Origin of the sequence: Streptomyces glomeratus (genome assembly GCF_021462825.1) — a bacterium.
Taxonomy (GTDB): domain Bacteria; phylum Actinomycetota; class Actinomycetes; order Streptomycetales; family Streptomycetaceae; genus Streptomyces; species Streptomyces glomeratus.
This window is the reverse complement of sequence record NZ_JAKEEB010000009.1, coordinates 61,880-82,461: the sequence shown is the minus strand read 5'-3', so window position 1 is coordinate 82,461 and position 20,582 is coordinate 61,880. Positions and strand designations below refer to the sequence as shown.

Genomic DNA, 20,582 nt, shown 5'->3' with positions numbered 1-20,582 from the left:
GGGTTTCGTTCGGGTGGGTTCGGGTCGGTTCGGATCGGGCCGTGGCGTCCGGCGCGGTGCATCGCAGGGCGGAGGGCAGCCCGCGTACTGGACCTAACTCGGGTGGTCCGGCAACGCGGCAAGGCGCCGTGCCGGGCGTCGTGGACCCGGGCTGATCCAAACGAACCGCCCTGGGCCCGCACCTCGCGGGAGCTGCGGGGACGACTTCGCGTGGAGTAGCCGGAAGCCGCCGATGGGGAGGCCGTCGGGTGTGCCGGGGCCTCCGCGGACCCGAGCGGGCGGGCGCCCGGACCCGGGTGCGCGCTCAGCCGCGCGGCGCGCCGAGCCGTCCCTCGAGCTGGACGAGCAACTCCCCGAGCAGCGCGGCGAGTTCCGACTGCTCGCGGTCGTCGAGGCCGGAGAGGACGGCCGTCTCGTACAGGAGCTGCTCGGGCAGGACGGAGTCGACCAGGTCGCGGCCCGCCTCGGTGAGGCGGAGATGGGCGACGCGGCGGTCCCGGTCGTCGCCGCGCCGCTCGACCAGGCCGCGTTCGGTGAGCTGCTTGAGGCGCTTGGTGACGGCGGCACCGGAGGAGAACGTCTCGCGGGCGATCTCGCCGGGGGTCAGCTCGTGGCCCGTGCGCCGCAGGGTGCCGAGGACGTCGAACTCGGGCCGGGTGAGCCCGGCGCGGCGCAGCGGCGCGTCCTCGGCCTGCTGGAGCAGGGCGGCGCACCGGTTGACGCGGCCGATGATCTCCATGGGGCCGGTGTCGATGTCGGGGCGGACGGCGTGCCACTGGCGCACGACGGCGGCGACGGTGTCGCTCGCCCCGCCGCGCCCGGCCACTCCCCCGGCCACGGGCTGCCCCGTCGCGGCACCGGCGGCCGTCCGTCCGCCGGTGTCGTCGCCCGGTGCCGCCGCCCGTCCGTTCCCTGCCGTCATGCGCGTGCGCCTTCCGAGGTGTGCAGTCCCTGCCGTCGTACCGTCGCGGCGAGCGTACGGTGTCCGGCCTGTTCGGCGCGCAGCACCCGCTCCTCCGGCAGGGCGCGCTGCCACCACTCGCCGGCCGCCGCGTCGGCCGCGGCACGCAGGTCCACCACCGCGGCGGCGAGGCCGCGGCGCGCGGCCTCCAGGGCTCCCGGTTCGGGGTGCTCCGCGGCCACCACACCGGCCGCGCGCACCCGGGCCCGCTCCAGGACCGCAAGGGCGGTTTCGATGCGGTCGCCGGCGCGCCGGTTGGTGACGACGACCGCGGCGACGAAGCCGGCGAGCGCTCCGACCAGGGTGTCCAGGACCCGGTCGGTCATCAGCGCGCCGGGCTCCTGATAGCGGGAGAACTCGGTGATGAGCAGGGCCATCGGGGTCACGCAGACGCTGCCGAGCCAGTAGTTGCGGCTGATCAGCGCTTCGGCGCCGAAGTTGAGGGCGAGGCCGCACAGCACGAGGGCCGGCCGGCTCTGGTGGGCGAGCGGGGCGACGGCCGCGAAGAGCAGGACGCCGACGAGGTTGCCGACGACGCGCTGGATCCCCCGGCTCCAGGTGAGGGTGACGTTGGTCTGGTAGAGCGAGGCGGCGGTGACCAGGGCCCAGTAGGGGCGGCCGACGCCGAACGCCAGCGAGGCGTATCCGGCGAGGGCGCAGCCGAGGGCGGTGCGCAGGGCGAGGGGGGCCAGTGGGCCGAGCCTTCGGTGCACCGGGCGCGGCGGGCTGTCGAGTTCGGCCTCCACGCCGAGGAGTTCGTCGGCGGCCTCGCCGAGGTCGTCCGGCTGCGGGACCGGCCCGGTGCCCCGCACGGCACGGGCCCAGTCCCGAAGCCGGCCGGGGTCGCTGTCGGCGGGCGCCGCGAGTGCGACCTCGGCACGGACGACAAGCCGCTCGAGGGCACGCCGCGGTGCCGAACGGGCCCCGGTGGACAGCAGCGAATGCCAGGCGCCGTGTACGGCGGCCGCGGCGCCGGCGCGGGCGGCGGCCGTACGGGTTTCGGCGAACGCCGCGGCCGCGGTCAGCGCGTGCGCGGTGGCCCGGCGCTCGGGTCCGTGGGGCCGCAGGAGGCCGGGGGCCATGCCGACGATCCAGGACCAGGCGCCCGCCGCGGCGGCGAGGCCGAGATGGCCGGGCACGTGGGCGAGGGTCCCCGGGACGAACAGGGACGCCGAGCTGATGAAGGTGAAGATCACATTTCCCGGCGGCCCGATCCGGGTCGCGTCGCACAGCACCTTCTGCACGGCCGCGAGCAGGGCTCCCACGGTCACCAGCACCACCGCGTTCGTGGTGAGCGAGGCGGCGAGCAGGGCCACGGCGAGGCCGCCGAGCATGCCGAGGACGACCAGGACGAGGGTACGGGCACGGGCCGCGTACGGGCGGCTGTGCCCGTAGAGCGCGCAGAGCGAGCCCGCCATGGTGTAGGCCGCGAGGTCGAGGCGGCCGAGGGCGAGCAGGATCAGGTTCGGCGGCGCGACCGCGGCGACCACGCTCAGCGCGGGTTTGAACCAGATCTCCGATGGCTGCCCTAGGCGCAGGAGGCCGGACAGGGGAAGAGGGCGCACACGGGAGGTTCTCGGGGTCGCACTGCTCATGGCCATAAGTTTAACAGGTGTTTTACTAGTAAAAGGACTGCACGCTCGGGCGTCCTCACCTGTGTCGCGTCCCCCGCGCTCCCCCGCCGTACCCCTGTGCGCTCGCTTGCGCACCGTCGGTGACGGGCATGCCCCCACCGTCCGTCGCTGAGTCGAGCGGGGAGGTGCGCAGTGCACGGACCGGCTTCGCCCGGCTGGCTGCTGGTCGCGCTGTGCGCGGCGACCGGGGCCTACTGTCTGCTGCGCATGCGCAGCACCGTCGAGGAGCAGCGCCGGACCGCGGGAGGCGAGGCGCTGATGGGGTTCGGCATGGCGGTGATGGCCGTGCCCGCGGCGGTCGCGACGCCGCCGCGGGGGTTCTGGTTCGCCTACGCCATCGTCTTCGGCGGGGCGGCCCTGCGGGCCCTGTGGGAGGCCCGGGAAAGCGCCCATCATCTGCACCATCTGATGGGAGTCGGCGCGATGGCCTACATGGCGGCCGCGATGGCCGCCTCGCCCGGACACCACGGTCATGGAGGCATCCCGCCACTGACCGGGGCGCTCGTGCTCTACTTCGCGGTGTACGTGCTGTGGTCGGGGATGGGTCTGGTGCCGGTCGCCGCGGTGGCCACGGCCGGCGGCGCGCGCCCCGTGGGCTGGGGCGACCGTCCCGAACTCGCGCGGGTGTGCCGACTGTCCATGGCCATCGCGATGCTGGCGATGCTGTTCGCGCTCTGAAGCGTGCGACACGCGGGCGCACCGTGCCGACGCCGGCCGGCGCGACGGAGCCGCTTGGAGCTGCATGGAGCCGCACGGAGCCGTTCACCGGTCTGGCACGACCCAGCGGTACCGAGCCCTTTACGGGCGGTTCGACCAAACCGTGGTGTGCGTCACTTTGCCGGGACAGTACGTATCCCGTGCCGCCGCCCGGCTCATAGGCTTCGGCCCATGATGGTCCCCGCGGCACTGCTGCTGCTCGGCGCCCTGACCGCCGTGCTCGCTCCGCGGCTGCTCGCCCGGGCGGACTGGCCGGACCGGGAACCGGTGGTCGCCCTGTGGGTGTGGCAGTGCGTGGTGGCGGCCGTACTGGTGTGCTGCGCGCTGTCGATGACCCTCAGCGCGGCCGCGGCCTGGGCTGCCGTGCGGGGTCACGTGTTCGCCTCCGCCCCACACGGTGTCGTGGACGCCTACGCGCTGGGCACCGGAAGCCCGTGGGCCGCGACGACCGCCGTGATCCTGGCGGGCGCCGGGGTGTGGAGCGCTGCGATGCTGGTACGGGAGGTCGTACGGGCACAGGCGCGCCGTCGGCGCAGCCGGGCCGAACTGCTTGTCCGGGCTCCGGAGTTGCCCGGCGAGGAACCCGGGACCGACCGGCTGGTCGTCCTGGAGGGTGAGCGCCCGGACGCCTGGTGGCTGCCCGGGACCACGCCCCGGCTGGTCGTCACCACGGCCGCGTTGCGCCGGCTCAAGGGCAGGCAGCTGGACGCGGTGCTCGCCCATGAGCAGGGCCACGCGCGGGCCCGGCACGACTGGCTGCTGCACTCGTCGGCCGCACTCGCCAACGGGTTTCCTCAGGTGCCGGTGTTCGCCGCGTTCCGCGACGAGATGCACCGGCTCGTCGAACTCGCCGCGGACGACATGGCCTCGCGCCGCCACGGCCGCCTCACCACCGCCCTCGCACTCGTGGAACTCAACGAGGGCCGGGGGGTGTTCGGGCCCTGTCCCACGCCGGGGACCCATGTACCCCAGCGTGTCCACCGTCTCCTCACTCCCCCGGACCGGCTGCCGGCGGCGCACCGGCTCAGGCTGACGGCGACCGCGGCGCTGGTTCCCGTGCTTCCGGTCCTGGTGGCGTTCGTGCCGGGGCTGCGGGCTCTGGGGTAACCGGCGCGCGGGGCCGGACACCGGCCGGCCCCGAGCCCCCCCGCGTCGGCACGAGCGCCATGTGCCTCCGGTGCCTGTCGAGTCAGCACGTTCCGCACGACAGCGGCCCTGGACCTGTGCAGAGGCGTGCCTGACCCGTGCAGAAGGGTGCTTGACCCATGCGGTTGGGTCGCGAAGGATCGGCCCCATGGCGATCAAAGGTGTGCTGTTCGACTTCTCCGGGACCCTGTTCCGCATCGAATCGACCGAGTCGTGGCTGCGCGCCGTGGTGACGGAAGCCGGACTCGCCCTGCCGGAGGGGGAGTTGGCCCGCGCGGCCGAGCGGCTGGAGTCGGCGGGCGCGCTGGCCGGCGGCGCCCTTCCCACGGCTCCGATGCCGGACGACCTGGCCGCCCTGTGGGCGGTCCGGGACCGTAGCGCCGAGGCACACCGAGCCGCGTACACCGGCCTCTCTCGTCAGGTGCCGCTGCCGGACCCGCGGCTCCATGACGCCCTGTACGACCGTCATATGACGCCGGCCGCCTGGCGGCCCTACCCCGACACGGCAGAGGTGCTCGGCGCGCTGCGGCAGCGGGGGGTGGCCGTCGGTGTGGTCAGCAACATCGGCTGGGACCTGCGCCCGGTCTTCCGCGAGCACGGTGTCGCCCCCTACGTGGACACCTTCGTGCTGTCGTACGAACACGGGATCCAGAAGCCGGACACCCGGCTGTTCGCCCTCGCCTGCGACGCGCTCGGCCTCGCCCCGCAGGACACGCTGATGGTGGGGGACGACCGCAGCGCGGACGGCGGCGCGGCGGACCTGGGCTGCGCGGTGCACTTCGTCGACCCCCGCCCGGTTTCCGAGCGCCCGGACGGGCTCCGTCCGGTGCTGGACCTGATCGGCTGAGCCCCCGGCCGCTCTCAGCTCTCGTAGTCCTCGACCTGCGAGGCCGGGCGGACGCGGGCGTCGTCCGGGTTCTCGCCGAACTCGGCTTTCGCGCGGCGCTGGCGCAGCAGGTCCCAGCACTGGTCGAGCGCACGTTCCAGTTCGACGAGCCGTTCCTGCTCCGTCTCACTGTCGATCCGACCGGACCGCAGCGCGTCACGCAGGCCACGCTCCTCGTCCACCATCGCCGAGATACGGGCCAGGATCTGCTCTTGGTCCATGAGTGAACGCCTCCTCGGGGACTCCTGCCCACTCTAGGGACGGTCGAGCGCCTCTGCGACACATGGCGTCCAGGCCGCGCGGCCCGTAAGGGAGCGGAGGGTGGGCACGGCGTCACCGGCGGCCGCCCTGGACCATCCCCCGCGTGGCCCAGGGCAGACGCCACCCGTACCGGCCCCGCCGGGGCACGGTCCGGATGCGCTGAGTATAGTTGGCTGACAGCCAGTCAACGCAGGAGTCCAGGATGTCCCCGCGCAGCGCCTCGGTCAATGAAGAATTGCGGCGGCGTTCCCGCGAACGGCTGCTGCAGGCGGCGGTCGAGCTGGTCAGCGAGCGTGGCTACGACGCGACGACGCTGGGCGACATCGCGGACCGCGCCGGCTCCGCCCGTGGCCTGGTGTCGTACTACTTTCCGGGCAAGCGACAGCTCCTCCAGTCCGCCGTGCACCGGCTGATGCACCGCACCCTGGAGGAGGCCCTGGAGCGTGAGCCGCGCACCGAGGACGGCCGGGAGCGGTTGGCGCGGGCCATCGACGCGATTCTCGCCCTGACGGCCCGTCATCCGGTGCTGATGCGCCAGCACATGGCGGGGATGCTGCAGGCGGAGGGGTTCGTGCAGTGTCCCGAGCAGCAGCGGCTCGCGGAACTGCTGCGGGAGACGGTCGCCCGGCACGGGTCCACGGACCCCGTGACCGATTACCCGAAGCTGCGGGCCCTGTTGATGGGCGCGGTCTACGCGGCCCTCGTCCCTGGCGCCCCGATGCCGCTGCCGGTGCTGCGGGCGGAGCTGTTCCAACGGTACGGCCTGGACCGGCGGTTGGGGACCCCGCCGGATTCCGAGGGCGCACGCGGGCCGTACGACACGGACCTGTCGCGGTTCTTCGCGACGGAGAGCCGGAGTCCGGAGAGGGACGGCCAGGACGGCAGGGCCTAGCGACGCGGTCCGGTCGCGTCCGCGCCCTGCGGCCGGGCAGTCGGCCGGCGCGCCCCGGTCAGCGGCGGTTGTGACGCGGGGTCAGCAGTCCGGCGTCGCGCGCCCCGCCGATCAGCTTCAGCGATCCGCGGCGGCTGCAACCCGTCGCGTACATCACCGCGAGCACCGGGTCGGCGCCCCGCCCCTGGGCCGCGAGGTACTCCTCGGCGACGCGGCGCATCCCCTCGGGGCCGGGCGGCCAGGCGGGGCGGTCACGGCCCACGAGCGCTCCGGAGGACTCGGACGGCGGGGCGGGGCCGGTGCCGCAGGCCTCGAGCAGGGGCTCCTCGATCCAGTCGACGAGCGCCGTCAGATCGTCGAGCGACAAGGGCGGCTGGGCCCTCACCTCCTCGATGCCCAGGCAGCCACCGGCCGTCACGGCGAGCACGTCCACCCGTCCGCCGTCGGGCAGATCGAGCCGTACGGCGAACCACGACGTGACGTTCCCGCACTCCTGCACTTCCCAGGCGGGCCACACGGACACCGGCCCGTCCGAGGGGAAGCCAGATCGGAAGTGATCGGAAAAATCCCCAAAGGACGCTTCCCACATACACGCAACGTAAGCGGGCGATCACATACCATGCCAAGAGCCACGCACGGCAGGGACCCGCTCCGCACCCCGTCGGCCCAGCGCCGCGACCGCCTCTCCCCTCCCGCCGTGCGCGGTGCAATGCTGGAGCCACCAGCGATCTCCTCAGCGAGGGAGTTCCGCCGTGCTGCATGTCGCCGTCGTCGGCTCCGGGCCGAGCGGGGTCTACACCGCCCAGAGCCTTGTCCAGCAGGACCCAGAGGTACGCGTCGACGTCCTCGACCGGCTGCCGTGCCCGTATGGGCTGGTGCGGTACGGCGTGGCGCCCGACCACGAGAAGATCAAGTCGCTGCAGAACAACCTGCGCGCGGTTCTGGAGCACGAGCGGATCAGGTTCCTCGGCGGTGTCGAGGTGGGCGCGGGCGGCGTGCCCCCGGCCCGGCTGGGCGAGCTGTACCACGCGGTGGTCTACTGCGTGGGGGCCGCGACCGACCGCCATCTCGGCATCCCCGGCGAGGAGCTGCCCGGCAGCTGGTCGGCCACGGAGTTCGTGTCCTGGTACAGCGCGCACCCGGACTCCGCCGCCGACGGTTTCGTGCTCGGCGCGCGGTCGGCCGCGGTGATCGGTGTCGGGAACGTCGCGGTGGACGTGACCCGGATGCTGGCCCGGGGGGTGACGGAGCTGAGCCCCACCGACATGCCGCAGGCGGCGCTCACGGCGCTGGCGGCCAGCGAGATCACGGAGGTCCACATGGTGGGGCGGCGCGGCCCCTCGCAGGCCCGGTTCACCACCAAGGAACTGCGGGAGCTGGGCACCCTGCCGGACACCGAGGTGATCGTGGACGAGGAGGAGCTGGCACTCGACCCGGGGTACCGGGACCCGTCCGGGCTGCCGGCCACGCAGCGCCGGAACGTGGAGGTGCTGCGCTCGTGGGCGGCGGCACCTCCGCGGGGAGCCCCGCGCCGGATCCGGCTGCGGTTCTTCCTGCGGCCGGTGGAACTGCTCGCCGCCGGGGGCGCCTCCCCGCCCGAGGGGAACCGAGACCTCGGGGGACGTCGCGTCGGCGCGGTGCGCTTCGAACGCACGGCCCCTGACCGGCACGGCGGAGTCGAGGGCACCGGGCGCTACGAAGACGTGGAGGCCCAGCTGGTGCTGCGTTCGGTCGGCTATCGCGGAGTGCCCCTGGAGGGGCTGCCGTTCGACGCGCAGAGCGGCACCGTACCGCACCGCTCGGGACGGGTGCTGCGGGACGGGGCCGTCTCACCGGGCGAGTACGTGGCCGGGTGGATCAAGCGGGGCCCGACAGGCGTGATCGGCACGAACCGGCCCTGCGCCAAGGAGACGGTGACCTCGCTGCTCGAGGACGCCCCCGGCCTTGTGGGCCGGGAGGTGCCCGAGGACGCGCTCGCCTGGCTGCGGTCGAACGGGGTCAACCCGGTCGAGTGGCCGGGGTGGCTGGCGATCGAGCGGGCGGAGGCGGAGCTGGGGGTCTCGCTCGGCCGGTCGGTGGTGAAGCTCCCGGACTGGCAGTCCCTCATGACCGCCGCCCAGCGCGACACACAGCGGCAACCACCTCGCGACCAACAACCTGTCTGACCGACCTGCCGTCTTCCTCCATGACGCCGGCCGAGCAGGCTGCCGGCCACGGACGGTCAGCCCGTCTTGCGGCCCCACATGGGGCCGAACCGCGCCCAGGCCGCGTCCCACTCGGCCATGCGGCGCCGTTCCAGGCGTTCCCGCACGATGCGCCCGCCCATGCACGGAACCGCGGCGACACTCATCCCGACCAGCACCCCGGCCATCGCCGCGCGCACCCCGGCCTCGGACCGGGAGGCGGGCCGGGTCACCAGAGAACCCGCGCCGTCCGTCCACACGGTGACGGCCGTACCCGTACTGCTGCCGGCGGCCACCCGTGCCCGGCCGGTGTGGGACCGGCCATCGGTCCCGGTCCAGCGCACATCCGCCCAGACGCGCCCCGCGCCGGACGCGGTCGCGGTGGTCGCCTTCGGCGCGTCCTCGGTGAGCAGCGCGACGACCGGGCGCCACTGGGCCCGCTCCCGGGCCAGTCCCTGCTCCACAGAGTGCGTCGCCGCCAGCCCCGTCAGCACCCCACCGACCACGGTCACCACCCACACGGTGAGCACGACCCAGGCCTCCAGCGCATCACTGCGGCGCCGCAGCGGATTGCGCCGCCAGCGCCACCCCCACACCCTGGGGCCGCGGAACGCCGTCATCGGTGGCAGCCGCCTCATCGATGCCCTCCTCCTCACGCACACACCGATACCCCCGACCGCCCTCCCATACGGGTGCCGGGCCGCCGCTGCTCATATGACGTGCGCCGCGCCGCCGGATTCTTGGACCCCGAAACGCCGGCGCCGGGCCGCCGCCCGCGGGTCCACACCCGGGCGGCTCCCTCTCCGTCTTCCGGCAACACGGACCCTGACCTGCAGGGACGAGACGTCCAGGGGTGATTGTCAGTGGCGGGGTGCAGACTGGCCGGTGTCTGGAACAACGACGTTTCGGAGGTGGCCGGCATGGCCGAGGTACTGCTCACCGTGGGCACACGCAAAGGACTGTTCATCGCGCGGCGACGGGGCGGCGCATGGGAGTTCGACGACGGTCCGTACTTCAACGCGCAGGCGATCTACTCGGTCGCCATCGACACCCGCGGTGCGACCCCGCGCCTGCTGGCCGGAGGGGACAGCGCGCACTGGGGGCCGTCCGTATTCCACTCCGACGACCTGGGCCGCACCTGGGCCGAGCCGGCCCGGCCTGCCGTCAAGTTCCCCAAGGACACCGGTGCTTCGCTGGAGCGCGTGTGGCAGCTGCATCCCGCGGCCGCCGAGCCGGACGTGGTGTACGCGGGCACGGAGCCCGCCGCGCTGTACCGCTCGGAGGATCGCGGCGAGAGCTTCGAACTGGTGCGACCCCTGTGGGAGCACCCGACGCGTGACAGATGGGTGCCGGGCGGCGGTGGCGAGGGCCTGCACACGGTGGTGACCGACAAACGGGACGCGAAGGCCGTGACGGTCGCCGTGTCGACGGCCGGGGTGTTCCGGACGCGGGACGGAGGCGCCGGCTGGGAGCCGTCCAACTCCGGTGTGTCGGCGGTCTTCCTGCCCGATCCGAACCCGGAGTTCGGCCAGTGCGTGCACAAGATCGCGCAGGATGCGGCGGTCCCGGACCGGCTGTATCTGCAGAACCACTGGGGGGTGTACAGGAGCGACGACGGAGGCACGCACTGGACGGACATCGGGAGCGGGCTGCCGTCCACGTTCGGATTCGCCGCGGCCGCCCACCCGCACCGCGGGGGCACGGCGTATGTCTTCCCGATCAACGCGGACGCGGACCGGGTCCCCGCCGACCATCGCTGCCGAGTCTTCCGGACGGCGGACGCGGGCAAGAGCTGGGAGCCGCTCACGGCCGGGCTGCCCGGCGAGCCCCACTACGGCACGGTTCTGCGGGACGCCCTGTGCACGGACGACGGGGACCCCGCGGGCGTCTACTTCGGCAATCGCAACGGCGAGTTGTACGCGTCGGCGGACGACGGCGACAGTTGGCGGCAACTCGCGTCCCATCTGCCGGACGTGCTGTGCGTACGGGCGGCGGTGATCGCCTGATCCGACACTGGCAGGACGGCAACCCTTGAGAGGAAGGACTTGCGTTCGGTCATATTCCGCTACCTCATGGCCTGTTCATGACTCACACGATCATTCCCGGTCGCCCTCGAGCCACCGGTTGATCGTCGGCGCGCGCCCGGCAGTAGGGTGACGCCCGTGGCACCACGACCGTTGCATGAGATCGTCGAACCAGGCTGGGCCAAGGCCCTGGAGCCGGTGGCCGGAAGGATCGCCGAGATGGGCGACTTCCTGCGCGCGGAGATCGCCGCGGGGCGCACCTACCTCCCCGCGGGACCGAACGTCCTGCGGGCCTTCCAGCAGCCCTTCGACGACGTCCGCGTCCTGATCGTCGGACAGGATCCCTACCCGACACCGGGACACGCGGTGGGACTGTCGTTCTCCGTCGCTCCGGACGTCCGTCCGCTGCCCGGCAGCCTGATCAACATCTTCCGCGAGCTGAACACCGACCTGGGCCTGCCCCAGCCGTCCAACGGCGATCTCACCCCGTGGACCCAGCAGGGCGTGCTGTTGCTCAACAGGGCACTGACCACGGCCCCGCGTCGTCCGGCGGCACACCGGGGCAAGGGCTGGGAAGAGGTCACCGAGCAGGCGATACGGGCACTGGCTGCGCGCGGAAAGCCACTGGTGTCCGTTCTGTGGGGCCGTGACGCCCGCAATCTGCGGCCGCTGCTCGGCGATCTGCCGTCGGTGGAGTCGGCGCATCCGTCCCCGATGTCGGCGGACCGGGGGTTCTTCGGCTCACGCCCGTTCAGCCGCGCCAACGACCTGCTGCTGAGGCAGGGGGCACAGCCGGTGGACTGGCGTCTGCCGTAACATCGCCGGGCCTCGGCGGATCGGTGCAGGGCACCGCCCGGCACCGGGCCGACCGCGCCGGGCGGGGACGTCAACGGCGGGCGGAAGACGGGTGTTAGGGGCCGTCTGCCGGGCGACCGCGCGAGCGGGGCGCTGTTCGGCCCGGTGACCGGTGCCGTGCGGATGGCACTCGCGCTGGCGGAGGGCACGCTCGAACCGCCCTACGACGAACGACTGCTGTACGTCGCGTCCGAAAAGGGTGGGTCATCCCTCTTCCCGGGAACGGGATGTCGTCACGGGGGAACGACGGGAAGGTCACACGGTATCGATCACTGCTCAACCGTACGTAACTCATCAGACAAAACCGGACGGATACCGCTCACCTGCCCCCTCCCCGAACAGGGGAGCCCACAAAACCAGTAGCATGCGGCGCCATGAGCTCCCCCACTGGGCCCGCATCCGGCCTGCCTGTACGAATGCCGCGACCCCGCCAGCCCGGGCGGCACCGCCGTCCCGAGCCGCTGGCGGCTCCCGAAGGCGCGCCCGCGCTCGTCCTCGCGGTGCCCGGCACGCCCAGCGCCGCCACGCGCAGCCTCGCCGAGGAGGTCGTGAGCATCGCGCGTTCCGAGCTGCCCGGCCTGGACGCCCGGATCGGTTACGTGGACGGGGACGAGTCCGAGTTCCCCACGCTGCAGTCCGTTCTCGCGCAGACCGCCGAGGAGCGCACCGCCCGCTACGAGCAGGCGGTCGCCGCCGGCGTGGAGGCCAAGAGGCCCGAGGGCCCCGTCGCCGTCGTGGTGCCCCTGCTGGCAGGTCCGGACAGCGCGCTGCTGCGCCGGGTCCGCCAGGCCGTGATGGACAGCCGCGTCGCGGCCGACCTGACCGATGTGCTCGGCCCGCACCCGCTGCTCGCCGAGGCGCTGCACGTGCGCCTGTCCGAGGCCGGCCTCGCCCGCGCCGACCGGGCCCGGCTGTTCACCGTGGCGACGGCCGCGGACGGCATCATCCTCGCGTCGGTGGGCGGCGAGGAGGCCGTGCAGGCGGCCGGTATCACGGGCATGCTGCTGGCCGCGCGGCTCGCCGTGCCGGTGATGGCGGCGGCGCTGGACCAGGAGGGCTCGATCACGGCCGTCGCCGAGCAGCTGCGCTCCGCGGGTTCCCAGCAGCTGGCGCTCGCCCCGTATCTGATCGGTCCGGAGCTGGAGGCGGGTCTGCTGAACGCGGCCGCCGAGGAAGCGGGATGCCCCGCCGCCGAAGCCCTCGGCGCGTACCCGGCGATCGGCAAGCTGACGCTCGCCAAGTACATGACGGCGCTGGGTATCGCCCCGCAGCAGCCGCAGGGCGCGCCGGCCCGCTGAGCCCCGCACAAGAGCACCTGCACGACCAAGGGCCCGTTTCCCTCAGGGGGACGGGCCCTTCGCCTTGCGGAGGCTGGTCAGCCGAAGACGACACAGGAGGCCGCCGGGGCCTCCACCGAGCCGCCCCGCCTCGGCAGGCCCGTCTCCGGGTCCGGCGCGAACCAGGTGACGTCCCCGGACCGCTCGTTGGCGACGTAGAGGAACCCCTCCGACAGGGCGAGCGCACGCGGCCAGACGCCCCCGCACGGCACCGCGGCCACCGGCCCCAGCCCTTCTCCCTCGATGGCGAGCACGGACAGCAGATCCTGACCCCGGGTCGCGGTCCACACGAAGCGCCCGTCGGGTGAGACGACGATCCCCGACGGGTAGGCCTGGCCCACGGGCCGGTCCGGCAGCACGCACGTCTCGGTGACCGGCTCCAGAACCCCGGCCCCGGCGTCCCAGCGGCACACGATGACGGTCGGCGTCAGCTCGTTCAGGACGTAGGCGCGGTCCCCGTCCGGATGGAAGGCCAGATGGCGCGGCCCCGACCCGGCCGGCAGCGGGATCTCCCGATGCAGCCGTACAGTGCCGCGCTGAAGGGCGCACACCTGGACGGAGTCCGTGCCGAGGTCGACGCTGACGACCCAGCGGCCGCTCGGATCGGGCTGCACCTGATGAGCGTGGGGACCCTGCTGCCGCTGCGGGACCGGCCCCGAGCCCCTGTGCCGGAGCACTCCGGACGCCCGCTCCCCCAGGGTGCCCCCGGCGGCGAGGGGGACGACGGTGACACTGCCGGAGCCGTAGTCGGCGGTCAGCGCATGACCGGCGTGCACGCTCAGATGCGTAGGCCCGCTGCCGACGCGGACCGGCGGACCGGCGGGCTCGATCCGGTCGCCGTCGAGGCGGTACGCGGCGACCGCGCCGTCGGGCGTCTCGCTGACCGCGTACAGCATGTCCCCGGACAGCGCCAGATAGGACGGGTCGGGCAGCCCGTTCAGGGCGTCGAGCACGGTCAGCGCTCCGCTGTCCGGAGCCACGGCCGCCGTGAGGATGCCGCGCCCTCCCGCTGTCGTGAACGAGCCGATGTACGCCCGCCGCGCGCCGCCGTCCGCCACTGCCGTCCCCTCTCGCCGACATGCTGCCGGGACGACGGTAGCAGCAGGTCTAGACCAAAAGCGGGGATCCGTCAGGCCTGGACGGGCGAGGCGCCGCGCAGCGGTGTGGCCAGAGCGAGCAGGGCCCGTTCCAGGCCGTGGAGGTGGCCGAGGGCGCGCTCGGCGCCCGGGTGGTGGCCGGGGGCACTCGTGGGCACTGGGAGGACGCGCTCGGGGACCGCGCCGAGCAGCGTCTCCACGGCGGTCTCGACACGGAGGCACGCGGCGGTCAGCCGGGCGTCGTGCGAGGCGTCCGGATCCGCGGCGACGGCCACCAGGCCGCGCGTCTCCCGGGCGCACATGTCGAGCAGGGCGAGCACCTCCAGGGCCCGGGCCTTGCGGGCCCGCAGCGGGCTCAGCGGGTGCACCAGCGGTGCCAGGGCCTGACGGACCCGCGCGAGCAGCGCTTCCAGTTCGGCGGCGCGGGACGCGGGGTCCGCCTCCGCGTCGCCCGCGAGCCTGCGTGCCGCCGCGGCGGTGCAGCCGTGGACGGCGTGCACGGCCCTGCGCACCCACCGGTCGGTGACCGCGTGGGTGGTGATCGGCAGCACGAGCGCCACGGCGAGCGCGGCGCCGAGCGCCCCGGCGCCCGTCTCCGCGAGGCGCAGGCCGAGCAGACCGGGGTGCAGGACACCGAGCAGGCCGTAGAGCAGGCCCGCCATGACGGTGACGAAGAACATCATCCAGCTGTAGGAGGGCGCCGCCGTGTAGAAGATCCCGAACACACAGACGGCGATGAGCACGGCCGTGGGCACGGGGGCGCCGTGCAGCGGTACCGCGACCAGCAGTCCGGCGAAGATGCCGGTCACCGTGCCCACGACGCGCCGGAAGCCGCGGACCAGTGTCTCGCCGCGCGAGGCGGTGTTCACGAAGATCCACCAGGCGGTGCCGACGGCCCAGTACCAGCGCTCGTGCGACAGCAGCTGGCCCGCGGCGACCGCGAACGCGCAGGCGGCCGTCGCCTGGAAGGCCTGCCGTGTGGCGGGCCGGGCCAGCCCCCGACCGTCGAGCGGTGCGGGCGCGGCCGGCAGTGGCGTGCGGCGCTCGACGCACCACAGGCCGAACCGCACCGCCGCCGCGGCCCCCAGCGACAGCGCCACGGCCGCGGACAGCTCCGGAAGCAGGTCCGGGACCGCGCGCAGGAACTGCGCGATGAAGAACGTCATGAAGGCGAAGATGCCGAGCGCGTTGCCCCGCGGTCCCCAGCGGCGGGCGTACACACCGGCGAAGACCACCGCGAGCCACACCGCGTCCCGCACCACCGGCACCGTGTGCAGGGCGCTCGCCAGGGCGAGGACGGGAAGTCCGGCCACGGGAAGCAGCGCGGTGGTGACCGCCTGGCCGCGCACCGTCGGATCGGCGACCGTGAACAGCGCGAGGAGCGCGGCGAGCCCGCCGGTGATCGAGGCGGGCAGGGACAGCCCGGCCGACTCGCACACGGTCACGGCCAGGCCGATGCCGAGCACCGCGCGCAGCGAGACCCGCAGCCGGAAGAGCCCCGGGTCAGGAGCCATGAACATCTTCTTCACCGTCGGAAATCCGCCCCCTGCATCTGCTTCGTCCATCAGGACATGGGAATGGCGCCGCGGGCACGGTTTCCGGCTTCGTCACCGGTCCTGCGCTACGCGGCGCCATTGATAGCCACAAGGAAAGCATCAGCGCGGCAGTGGCTCAAGCGGCGCACTCTCCACAGGACCATTGGTACAGTCGTGAAAGTTCCAGTGGCATGCAAGAAAGGCCAACGGACCATGGCCGTCGACGAACTCGACACCCGCATCCTCCGGCTGCTGCTTCAGCAACCGCGCACCAGCGTGCGCGAGTACGCGCGGATCCTGGGCATCGCCCGCGGCACGCTGCAGGCCCGGCTGGACCGTCTGGAGCGCGATGGGGTGATCACCGGTACGGGCCCTTCCCTGTCCCCCGCCGCGCTCGGGCACCCGGTGCTCGCCTTCGTGCACATCGAGGTCACGCAGGGACACCTGGACGACGTGGGCGACGCGCTCGCGGCCGTGCCGGAGATCGTGGAAGCGTTCTCGATCACCGGCGGCGGCGATCTGATGACCCGGGTCGTGGCGCGGGACAACGAACACCTGGAGGACGTCATCCAGGCGCTGATCAGTCTGCCGGGGGTCGTCCGCACCCGCACGGAGGTGGCGCTGCGCGAGCGCGTGCCGCACCGGCTGCTTCCGCTGGTGGAGTCGATCGGCCGCACGGCGGCGACCTGACCGCCCCGGCCGGGCACGTCGTCCCACCCGCCGCCACGGCCGTCAGGGTGAGCGAGCCGCCGCGAGGGGGTTCGGTGGCGCGCGTCTACGAACGGCCGCGGGGCTTGCCGCGCCGATTGCCCTGGGAGCCGCCGGAGCCGCTTCGCGGGTTCCTGGCCGTCGGCTTCCCCGTCTTGCCGGTCCTGCCCGTCTTACCGGTCTTGCCGTTCTTCGCCGCCGCGGGCTGGCGCCGGACACCGGCCGCGTCGGGGCGCTCCCGCTTCGGCTGCGCGGCGGCCTTGGCCGCAGTACGCCCCCGGGTGCTGTTCACCGTCCGCCCGCGGACGATCCCGATGAAGTCCTCGACCAGGTCCGTGGTCGCGTCCTCGGGCCAGGAGAGGGCGACGGCCGACTGGGGGGCGTCCACCACGGGCCGGTAGGTGAGGTCCCGGCGGTGGTACAGACGCGCCAGCGACTGCGGGACGACGAGCAGCCCCACCCCTGCCGCCACCAGCTCGATGGCGTCCTCCGTAGTGGCGGGCCGCTCGAACGCGGGCTGTCCCGGCGGCTGCTCCCAGCCCAGGACGTCGTCGAGGGGGTGGAACACGACCTCGTCGGCGAGATCCCCGATGGACACCTCGTCCACGGCGCTCACCACGTGGTCCTTGGGGACCACCACGACCGTCGTCTCGGTGTAGAGCGGGATCGCACTGAAGAACGTGCGGTCCACCGGCAGCCGCACAAGCCCGGCGTCGGCCGCGCGGTCGCGCAGCGCTTCGGGGGCCTCCGCCGCCGGCACCTGGAGCAGGGTCAGGGGGACATCGGGTAGGCGCTCGTTCCAGATCCGCACCCACTTGGCGGGCGTCACCCCGGGGACGTACGCGAGCCGGAACGAGGGGGATGCTTCCGAGCCTGTCACCCCGCCAGGTTACCGGCCGTGGTCAAAGGGCCAGAACACGGCCGATAGTCTGGACACCATGAAGTCGCACCAGACCACCCAGACGATGAAGCCCGCGACCGCGGCGAAGAAGCTGGGTGTGTACCTCCCCGCCACCCCTGCCGAGTTCCAGGAGGGTGTGGTCTCGCGCGCCGAGCTGGACGAACTCCAGGCGAATCCGCCGGAGTGGCTGCGCGAGCTGCGACTCAACGGCCCGCACCCCCGCCCGGTGGTGGCGGCGAAGCTGGGCGTGTCCATCGCGGGTCTCGCGCGCGGCGGGGTCACGGAACCCCTCACCACCGAGCAGATCGAGGCCCTCAAACGGGACCGGCCCGAGTGGCTGGAGAAGGAACGCGCCACTCAGGCCGAGGTCCGCAAGGAAGCCTCCCGTATCAAGAAGCGGAACGCCGAACGCGCCGAGCGGGACGCACGTTCCTGACGTTGGTCCGCGACCGCCCTCGTGCGGCCGCACAGGACCCGCCCGTCGGGTGGTCAGGTGGCGCCGGAGCCGCCGCTGCCGAAGGAGCCGCCGGAGCCGCCGGAGCCGCCGCTCCAGCGGGGGCGCTCCTGGTTCTCGCTGCGGGTGGTTCCGGTGGGATGCAGCTCGTGCGGGGTCAGGCGTTGGCTCTCGTTCTCGGCCCGGGGCACCTCGTTCGGCTTTCTGACTTCCCGGGATTCCATGACGGGTCCGCCGGGCGGTGGCTTGGGGTGATCGGAGGGCCGCGGCGGGGCGGGTTCGCGGCGACGCACCCGGATTCCGAGCCGGACGGCCCAGATCAGGGCAGCGACGATCACGAGGCCGCCGATGAAGGCCCCGAGCACGGCCCAGGCGGCGTTCGAGGCGGCGAGCGTTTCCAGGGAGATCGTCATCATGGCGCCCCGGGTACCCGTGCCCGGGATTTGAACACGTCACCGGGGCCCGGATACCAGCGCACCCCCGTCCCCGGGGAGAGAGCGCGATCAGGGAAAGAGCGCGATACCGAGGACGACCAGCACGACCACCAGGACGACGATCCCCACCGTCACCCAGGGCCCGCGGTGCTTGGCCGGTGCCTTGGGCTTGCCCCCGCGGGGCCGGTCCTCCTCCAGTGTCGGGTGGGCCGGGCGGTCGCTCCGGTAGAACTCTTCGTCGTGTCGTTGCTCTGTCATCACCACTCCTTCGAGGTGGGCCCGTGTGCGTGTCGCGGGGTGGGTTCCCCGTCGGTGCCCCGGGAATCCGCCTCTACCGGTGGCAGCGCCCCGGTCCGCAGCGCCGTGTGTCCACCGCGCCAGGCCGCGAGGAGGCGCGCGGCGAGCCGGTCCTCGAGAAAGCCGGTGGCCCGGATGCCGAAGACGACGTCCGTCTCCAGGCCGGGCTCGCTCTCCAGCAGCCCGCCGACCACCTCGTGGCGTACGACCTGCTCGTGTACGGCGTCCGCCACCACGTGCTCGTCGTAGAAGCGCACGGCCGCCTCACCCGCGCCGACCCGGCGCAGGGCCTCGGCCAGCCGGCGTGAACCGGGGGACGAGGTCACCTCGACGGCCGCGAAGTGGCCGGTCAGCGCGCCCCTGAGACTGCGGTGCAGGCCGAAGAGCGACATCAGGTTGACGGTGGCGAGCAGCTCGGCGGGCGCCGCCTCCAGGTAGTAGCCGTAGGCCGTGCGCAGTCCCAGTTCCTCCATCAGGTCCGCGAAGAGGCCCGCGTGGATCTCATCGGCCCGTCCCGCCCCGAACTCGTCGAACTCCACGGCCGCCATGGCCGCCTTGGCGCGGCCGTGCAGGCGGGGGATCACCCAGGCGTGCGGGTCGGCCTCCTTGAGGTGGTACAGCGACCGCAGCGCCGCGTACTCCCGCAGGTGCTCCGGCCGGCCCTGGTTCCTGAGGAAGTGGGAGACGCCGGTGCCGTCGTCGCCGACCGGTTCGACCTGGAGTTCGTCGAGGGCCTCCTGGGCGCCGGTGTCCACCGGGACGTCGGCGCGGAGGGCGGCCAGGAACCGCTCCTCGAGGGCCCGGCGGAAGGCGAGGAGCGCGGGGTCCCACTCACAGTCGTCGTCGACTCCGGCGAACCCCTGGTAGTGCAGTTCGTACAGCACGTAGAGCGCGAGCTGCAGGTCCTCCCCGTACGGACCGCCTTCCTCCGGCGGGACGGGCGACGGCGGGGCGACCCTGTCCCGCAGGGCGGCCACCACCGCGTGCGACAGCGGTCCCCTGGCATCCGGCAGGGGCGGGCTGCACCGGCGTGGTTCGAGCCGGGTGATCGTCACTCGAGCGCCTCCGTTCCTCCCGGCAAGGGGTCGTCAGCGGGCTTCCCACGGCGGCGGTGGCTGGTGTCGCACCAGGGGTAGGTACGGCTGCGCCGGCAGGTGCAGATGGCCACGACGAACCGCCGGCTCACCACCGGCTCGCCGTCCGGGCCGATGATTTCCACCGGTCCCTCGACCAACAGCGGACCGTCACGGTCGGCGCGGATACGGCACACGCGCTCGCGCCCGCGCGGCGCGGTGTCAGGTCCGCGCCGCGCGGTGTCACATTGGTACGGCGGCGCGGTGTCAGATTCGTGCGGCGCGGCGCCACGCTCGCGCGGTGCGGTGTCACCTTCGTACGGTGTGGCGCCACGTTCACGCGGTGCGGTGTCACCTTCGTACGGTGCGGTGTCACGTTCGTACGGCACGGATGATCACCAGCTCTTCCACCATGTCGGCGGCCGTCAGTCCGCGCCCGCGCAGCCAGGTCAGCCGGGAGCGCAGCACCCGGCCGTAGGGCACCTTCGCGCGCTCCGTGACCATGGCGCTCAGTCCCGCACAGGTCAGCCGTTCGAGCGTGTCCTCCACCCCGCACAGCGCGGAATGCACCAAGAGCAGGACGCCACCCGGGCGCACCAGCGTGGTCGCGGCATCGCAGATGCGGTCCAGCAGCATGCGGCCGTCCCATCCGGCGTCCCAGGCACGCGCGGCGCCCCGGGGGGCCTTCCGTCCGGGGGACGGCACATAGGGCGGGTTGCTGACGACGAGGTCGAAGCTGCGTCCGGCCACGGCCGAGGTGAGATCACCGCGGCGCACGCTGATGTTCTGCCTGCTGAGCAGGGCGTTCACGCGGGCCGCGAGCACCGCCCGCCAGGAGATGTCGACCGCGGTGACGCGTGCGCCGAGCCGCGCGGCTTCCAGGGCGAGGACGCCGGTACCGGTACCCAGGTCCAGGACGTCCGCCCCCGGGGCGAGCCGCTCCCTGAGCAGGGCCCGGGCCAGCAGCCAGGTGTCCTGCTGGGGTTCGTACACGCCCGGTGGGACCCACGCGGGGGACAGCGGGGTGGGACAGTGGGCTTCGACCGTCATCGGCTCCTCCGTGGACGACACGCAGCCCCGAGTCCCCAGCTGTGTCTGATCGACACGTGGAGCCGCAGGAGGCGCCGATCACACGCTGAGGGCGTCTTGGCCGCCCGCGGCGACAGGTGCGTGGGGGGCGCGGAGCG

General features: G+C 73.4%; 23 protein-coding genes. 10 read left to right on the top strand and 13 right to left on the bottom strand.

The features are described from left to right. Positions 1–304: 304 nt before the first annotated feature. Both LZ604_RS13220 and LZ604_RS13215 read right to left on the bottom strand, forming a co-directional pair. Positions 305–922, bottom strand: a complete 618-nt coding sequence (locus tag LZ604_RS13220) for a MarR family winged helix-turn-helix transcriptional regulator (protein ID WP_234515255.1) — start codon at positions 920–922, stop codon at positions 305–307. Further along, entirely contained in the window at positions 919–2,556 is a 1,638-nt protein-coding gene (locus LZ604_RS13215) for an FUSC family protein (protein ID WP_234515254.1), read from the bottom strand. Before LZ604_RS13215 ends, LZ604_RS13220 begins: the two co-directional genes overlap by 4 nt. Positions 2,557–2,727: 171 nt before the next feature. Between LZ604_RS13215 and LZ604_RS13210 the strand changes: the two genes are divergently transcribed. From LZ604_RS13210 to LZ604_RS13200, 3 genes are all read left to right on the top strand, one after another. Then, positions 2,728–3,273, top strand: coding sequence for a DUF5134 domain-containing protein (locus LZ604_RS13210; protein WP_234515253.1), 546 nt, complete (start codon positions 2,728–2,730; stop codon positions 3,271–3,273). Between the two features lie 210 nt (positions 3,274–3,483). Further along, complete coding sequence (locus LZ604_RS13205; protein ID WP_234515252.1) at positions 3,484–4,419, top strand: M56 family metallopeptidase; 936 nt, start codon at positions 3,484–3,486, stop codon at positions 4,417–4,419. Positions 4,420–4,606: 187 nt separating this feature from the next. Beyond that, positions 4,607–5,305: an HAD family hydrolase gene (locus LZ604_RS13200; protein WP_234515251.1), complete on the top strand. Its 699-nt coding sequence runs from the start codon at positions 4,607–4,609 to the stop codon at positions 5,303–5,305. Positions 5,306–5,319: 14 nt separating this feature from the next. Here the strand turns inward: LZ604_RS13200 and LZ604_RS13195 are convergent, their stop codons facing one another. Continuing rightward, on the bottom strand, positions 5,320–5,565 hold the full coding sequence (locus LZ604_RS13195; protein WP_234515250.1) for a DUF2630 family protein: 246 nt from the start codon (positions 5,563–5,565) through the stop codon (positions 5,320–5,322). Positions 5,566–5,807: 242 nt separating this feature from the next. On the opposite strand from LZ604_RS13195, the gene LZ604_RS13190 reads away from it, so the two are divergent. Then, on the top strand, positions 5,808–6,497 hold the full coding sequence (locus tag LZ604_RS13190; protein WP_234515249.1) for a TetR/AcrR family transcriptional regulator: 690 nt from the start codon (positions 5,808–5,810) through the stop codon (positions 6,495–6,497). A 58-nt stretch (positions 6,498–6,555) separates the two neighbouring features. Here LZ604_RS13190 and LZ604_RS13185 read toward each other — a convergent pair whose 3' ends face one another. Next, positions 6,556–7,020: a DUF6214 family protein gene (locus tag LZ604_RS13185; RefSeq protein ID WP_234515248.1), complete on the bottom strand. Its 465-nt coding sequence runs from the start codon at positions 7,018–7,020 to the stop codon at positions 6,556–6,558. A 229-nt stretch (positions 7,021–7,249) separates the two neighbouring features. Here LZ604_RS13185 and LZ604_RS13180 point away from each other — a divergent pair, with 229 nt between their 5' ends. Further along, positions 7,250–8,662 (top strand): FAD-dependent oxidoreductase, encoded by a 1,413-nt coding sequence (locus LZ604_RS13180; RefSeq protein WP_234515247.1) that lies wholly within the window; start codon positions 7,250–7,252, stop codon positions 8,660–8,662. A 56-nt stretch (positions 8,663–8,718) separates the two neighbouring features. Here the strand turns inward: LZ604_RS13180 and LZ604_RS13175 are convergent, their stop codons facing one another. Beyond that, entirely contained in the window at positions 8,719–9,300 is a 582-nt protein-coding gene (locus LZ604_RS13175; protein WP_372482137.1) for an Rv1733c family protein, read from the bottom strand. Between the two features lie 243 nt (positions 9,301–9,543). Between LZ604_RS13175 and LZ604_RS13170 the strand changes: the two genes are divergently transcribed. The 3 genes from LZ604_RS13170 (at position 9,544) to LZ604_RS13160 (ending at position 12,857) form a co-directional block, all read left to right on the top strand. Next, complete coding sequence (locus LZ604_RS13170) at positions 9,544–10,686, top strand: WD40/YVTN/BNR-like repeat-containing protein (RefSeq protein WP_234515245.1); 1,143 nt, start codon at positions 9,544–9,546, stop codon at positions 10,684–10,686. A gap of 156 nt (positions 10,687–10,842) precedes the next feature. After that, on the top strand, positions 10,843–11,520 hold the full coding sequence (locus LZ604_RS13165) for a uracil-DNA glycosylase (RefSeq protein ID WP_234515244.1): 678 nt from the start codon (positions 10,843–10,845) through the stop codon (positions 11,518–11,520). A gap of 413 nt (positions 11,521–11,933) precedes the next feature. Beyond that, positions 11,934–12,857: a sirohydrochlorin chelatase gene (locus LZ604_RS13160; protein WP_234515243.1), complete on the top strand. Its 924-nt coding sequence runs from the start codon at positions 11,934–11,936 to the stop codon at positions 12,855–12,857. Positions 12,858–12,934: 77 nt separating this feature from the next. Here LZ604_RS13160 and LZ604_RS13155 read toward each other — a convergent pair whose 3' ends face one another. Beyond that, positions 12,935–13,954, bottom strand: a complete 1,020-nt coding sequence (locus tag LZ604_RS13155; RefSeq protein ID WP_234515242.1) for a lactonase family protein — start codon at positions 13,952–13,954, stop codon at positions 12,935–12,937. A gap of 71 nt (positions 13,955–14,025) precedes the next feature. Then, on the bottom strand, positions 14,026–15,513 hold the full coding sequence (locus LZ604_RS13150; protein WP_234515480.1) for an FUSC family protein: 1,488 nt from the start codon (positions 15,511–15,513) through the stop codon (positions 14,026–14,028). Positions 15,514–15,741: 228 nt separating this feature from the next. On the opposite strand from LZ604_RS13150, the gene LZ604_RS13145 reads away from it, so the two are divergent. Further along, complete coding sequence (locus LZ604_RS13145; protein ID WP_234515241.1) at positions 15,742–16,218, top strand: Lrp/AsnC family transcriptional regulator; 477 nt, start codon at positions 15,742–15,744, stop codon at positions 16,216–16,218. Between the two features lie 85 nt (positions 16,219–16,303). Here the strand turns inward: LZ604_RS13145 and LZ604_RS13140 are convergent, their stop codons facing one another. Next, positions 16,304–17,116: a LysR substrate-binding domain-containing protein gene (locus LZ604_RS13140; RefSeq protein WP_234515240.1), complete on the bottom strand. Its 813-nt coding sequence runs from the start codon at positions 17,114–17,116 to the stop codon at positions 16,304–16,306. Positions 17,117–17,174: 58 nt separating this feature from the next. Between LZ604_RS13140 and LZ604_RS13135 the strand changes: the two genes are divergently transcribed. Beyond that, complete coding sequence (locus tag LZ604_RS13135) at positions 17,175–17,573, top strand: DUF5997 family protein (RefSeq protein ID WP_234515239.1); 399 nt, start codon at positions 17,175–17,177, stop codon at positions 17,571–17,573. 53 nt (positions 17,574–17,626) lie between these two features. Here the strand turns inward: LZ604_RS13135 and LZ604_RS13130 are convergent, their stop codons facing one another. The 5 genes from LZ604_RS13130 to LZ604_RS13110 all read right to left on the bottom strand — a co-directional run bounded on the left by LZ604_RS13130 (position 17,627) and on the right by LZ604_RS13110 (position 20,445). After that, positions 17,627–18,007: a DUF6479 family protein gene (locus LZ604_RS13130; RefSeq protein ID WP_234515238.1), complete on the bottom strand. Its 381-nt coding sequence runs from the start codon at positions 18,005–18,007 to the stop codon at positions 17,627–17,629. 87 nt (positions 18,008–18,094) lie between these two features. Further along, complete coding sequence (locus LZ604_RS13125; RefSeq protein WP_234515237.1) at positions 18,095–18,283, bottom strand: hypothetical protein; 189 nt, start codon at positions 18,281–18,283, stop codon at positions 18,095–18,097. Further along, positions 18,283–19,377, bottom strand: a complete 1,095-nt coding sequence (locus LZ604_RS13120) for an iron-containing redox enzyme family protein (RefSeq protein WP_234515236.1) — start codon at positions 19,375–19,377, stop codon at positions 18,283–18,285. Before LZ604_RS13120 ends, LZ604_RS13125 begins: the two co-directional genes overlap by 1 nt. Further along, a complete protein-coding gene (locus LZ604_RS13115; protein ID WP_234515235.1) occupies positions 19,374–19,592 on the bottom strand; it encodes a CDGSH iron-sulfur domain-containing protein in 219 nt (72 codons plus the stop codon). Before LZ604_RS13115 ends, LZ604_RS13120 begins: the two co-directional genes overlap by 4 nt. A gap of 175 nt (positions 19,593–19,767) precedes the next feature. After that, positions 19,768–20,445 (bottom strand): HemK2/MTQ2 family protein methyltransferase, encoded by a 678-nt coding sequence (locus tag LZ604_RS13110; RefSeq protein WP_234515234.1) that lies wholly within the window; start codon positions 20,443–20,445, stop codon positions 19,768–19,770. Positions 20,446–20,582: the final 137 nt, after the last annotated feature.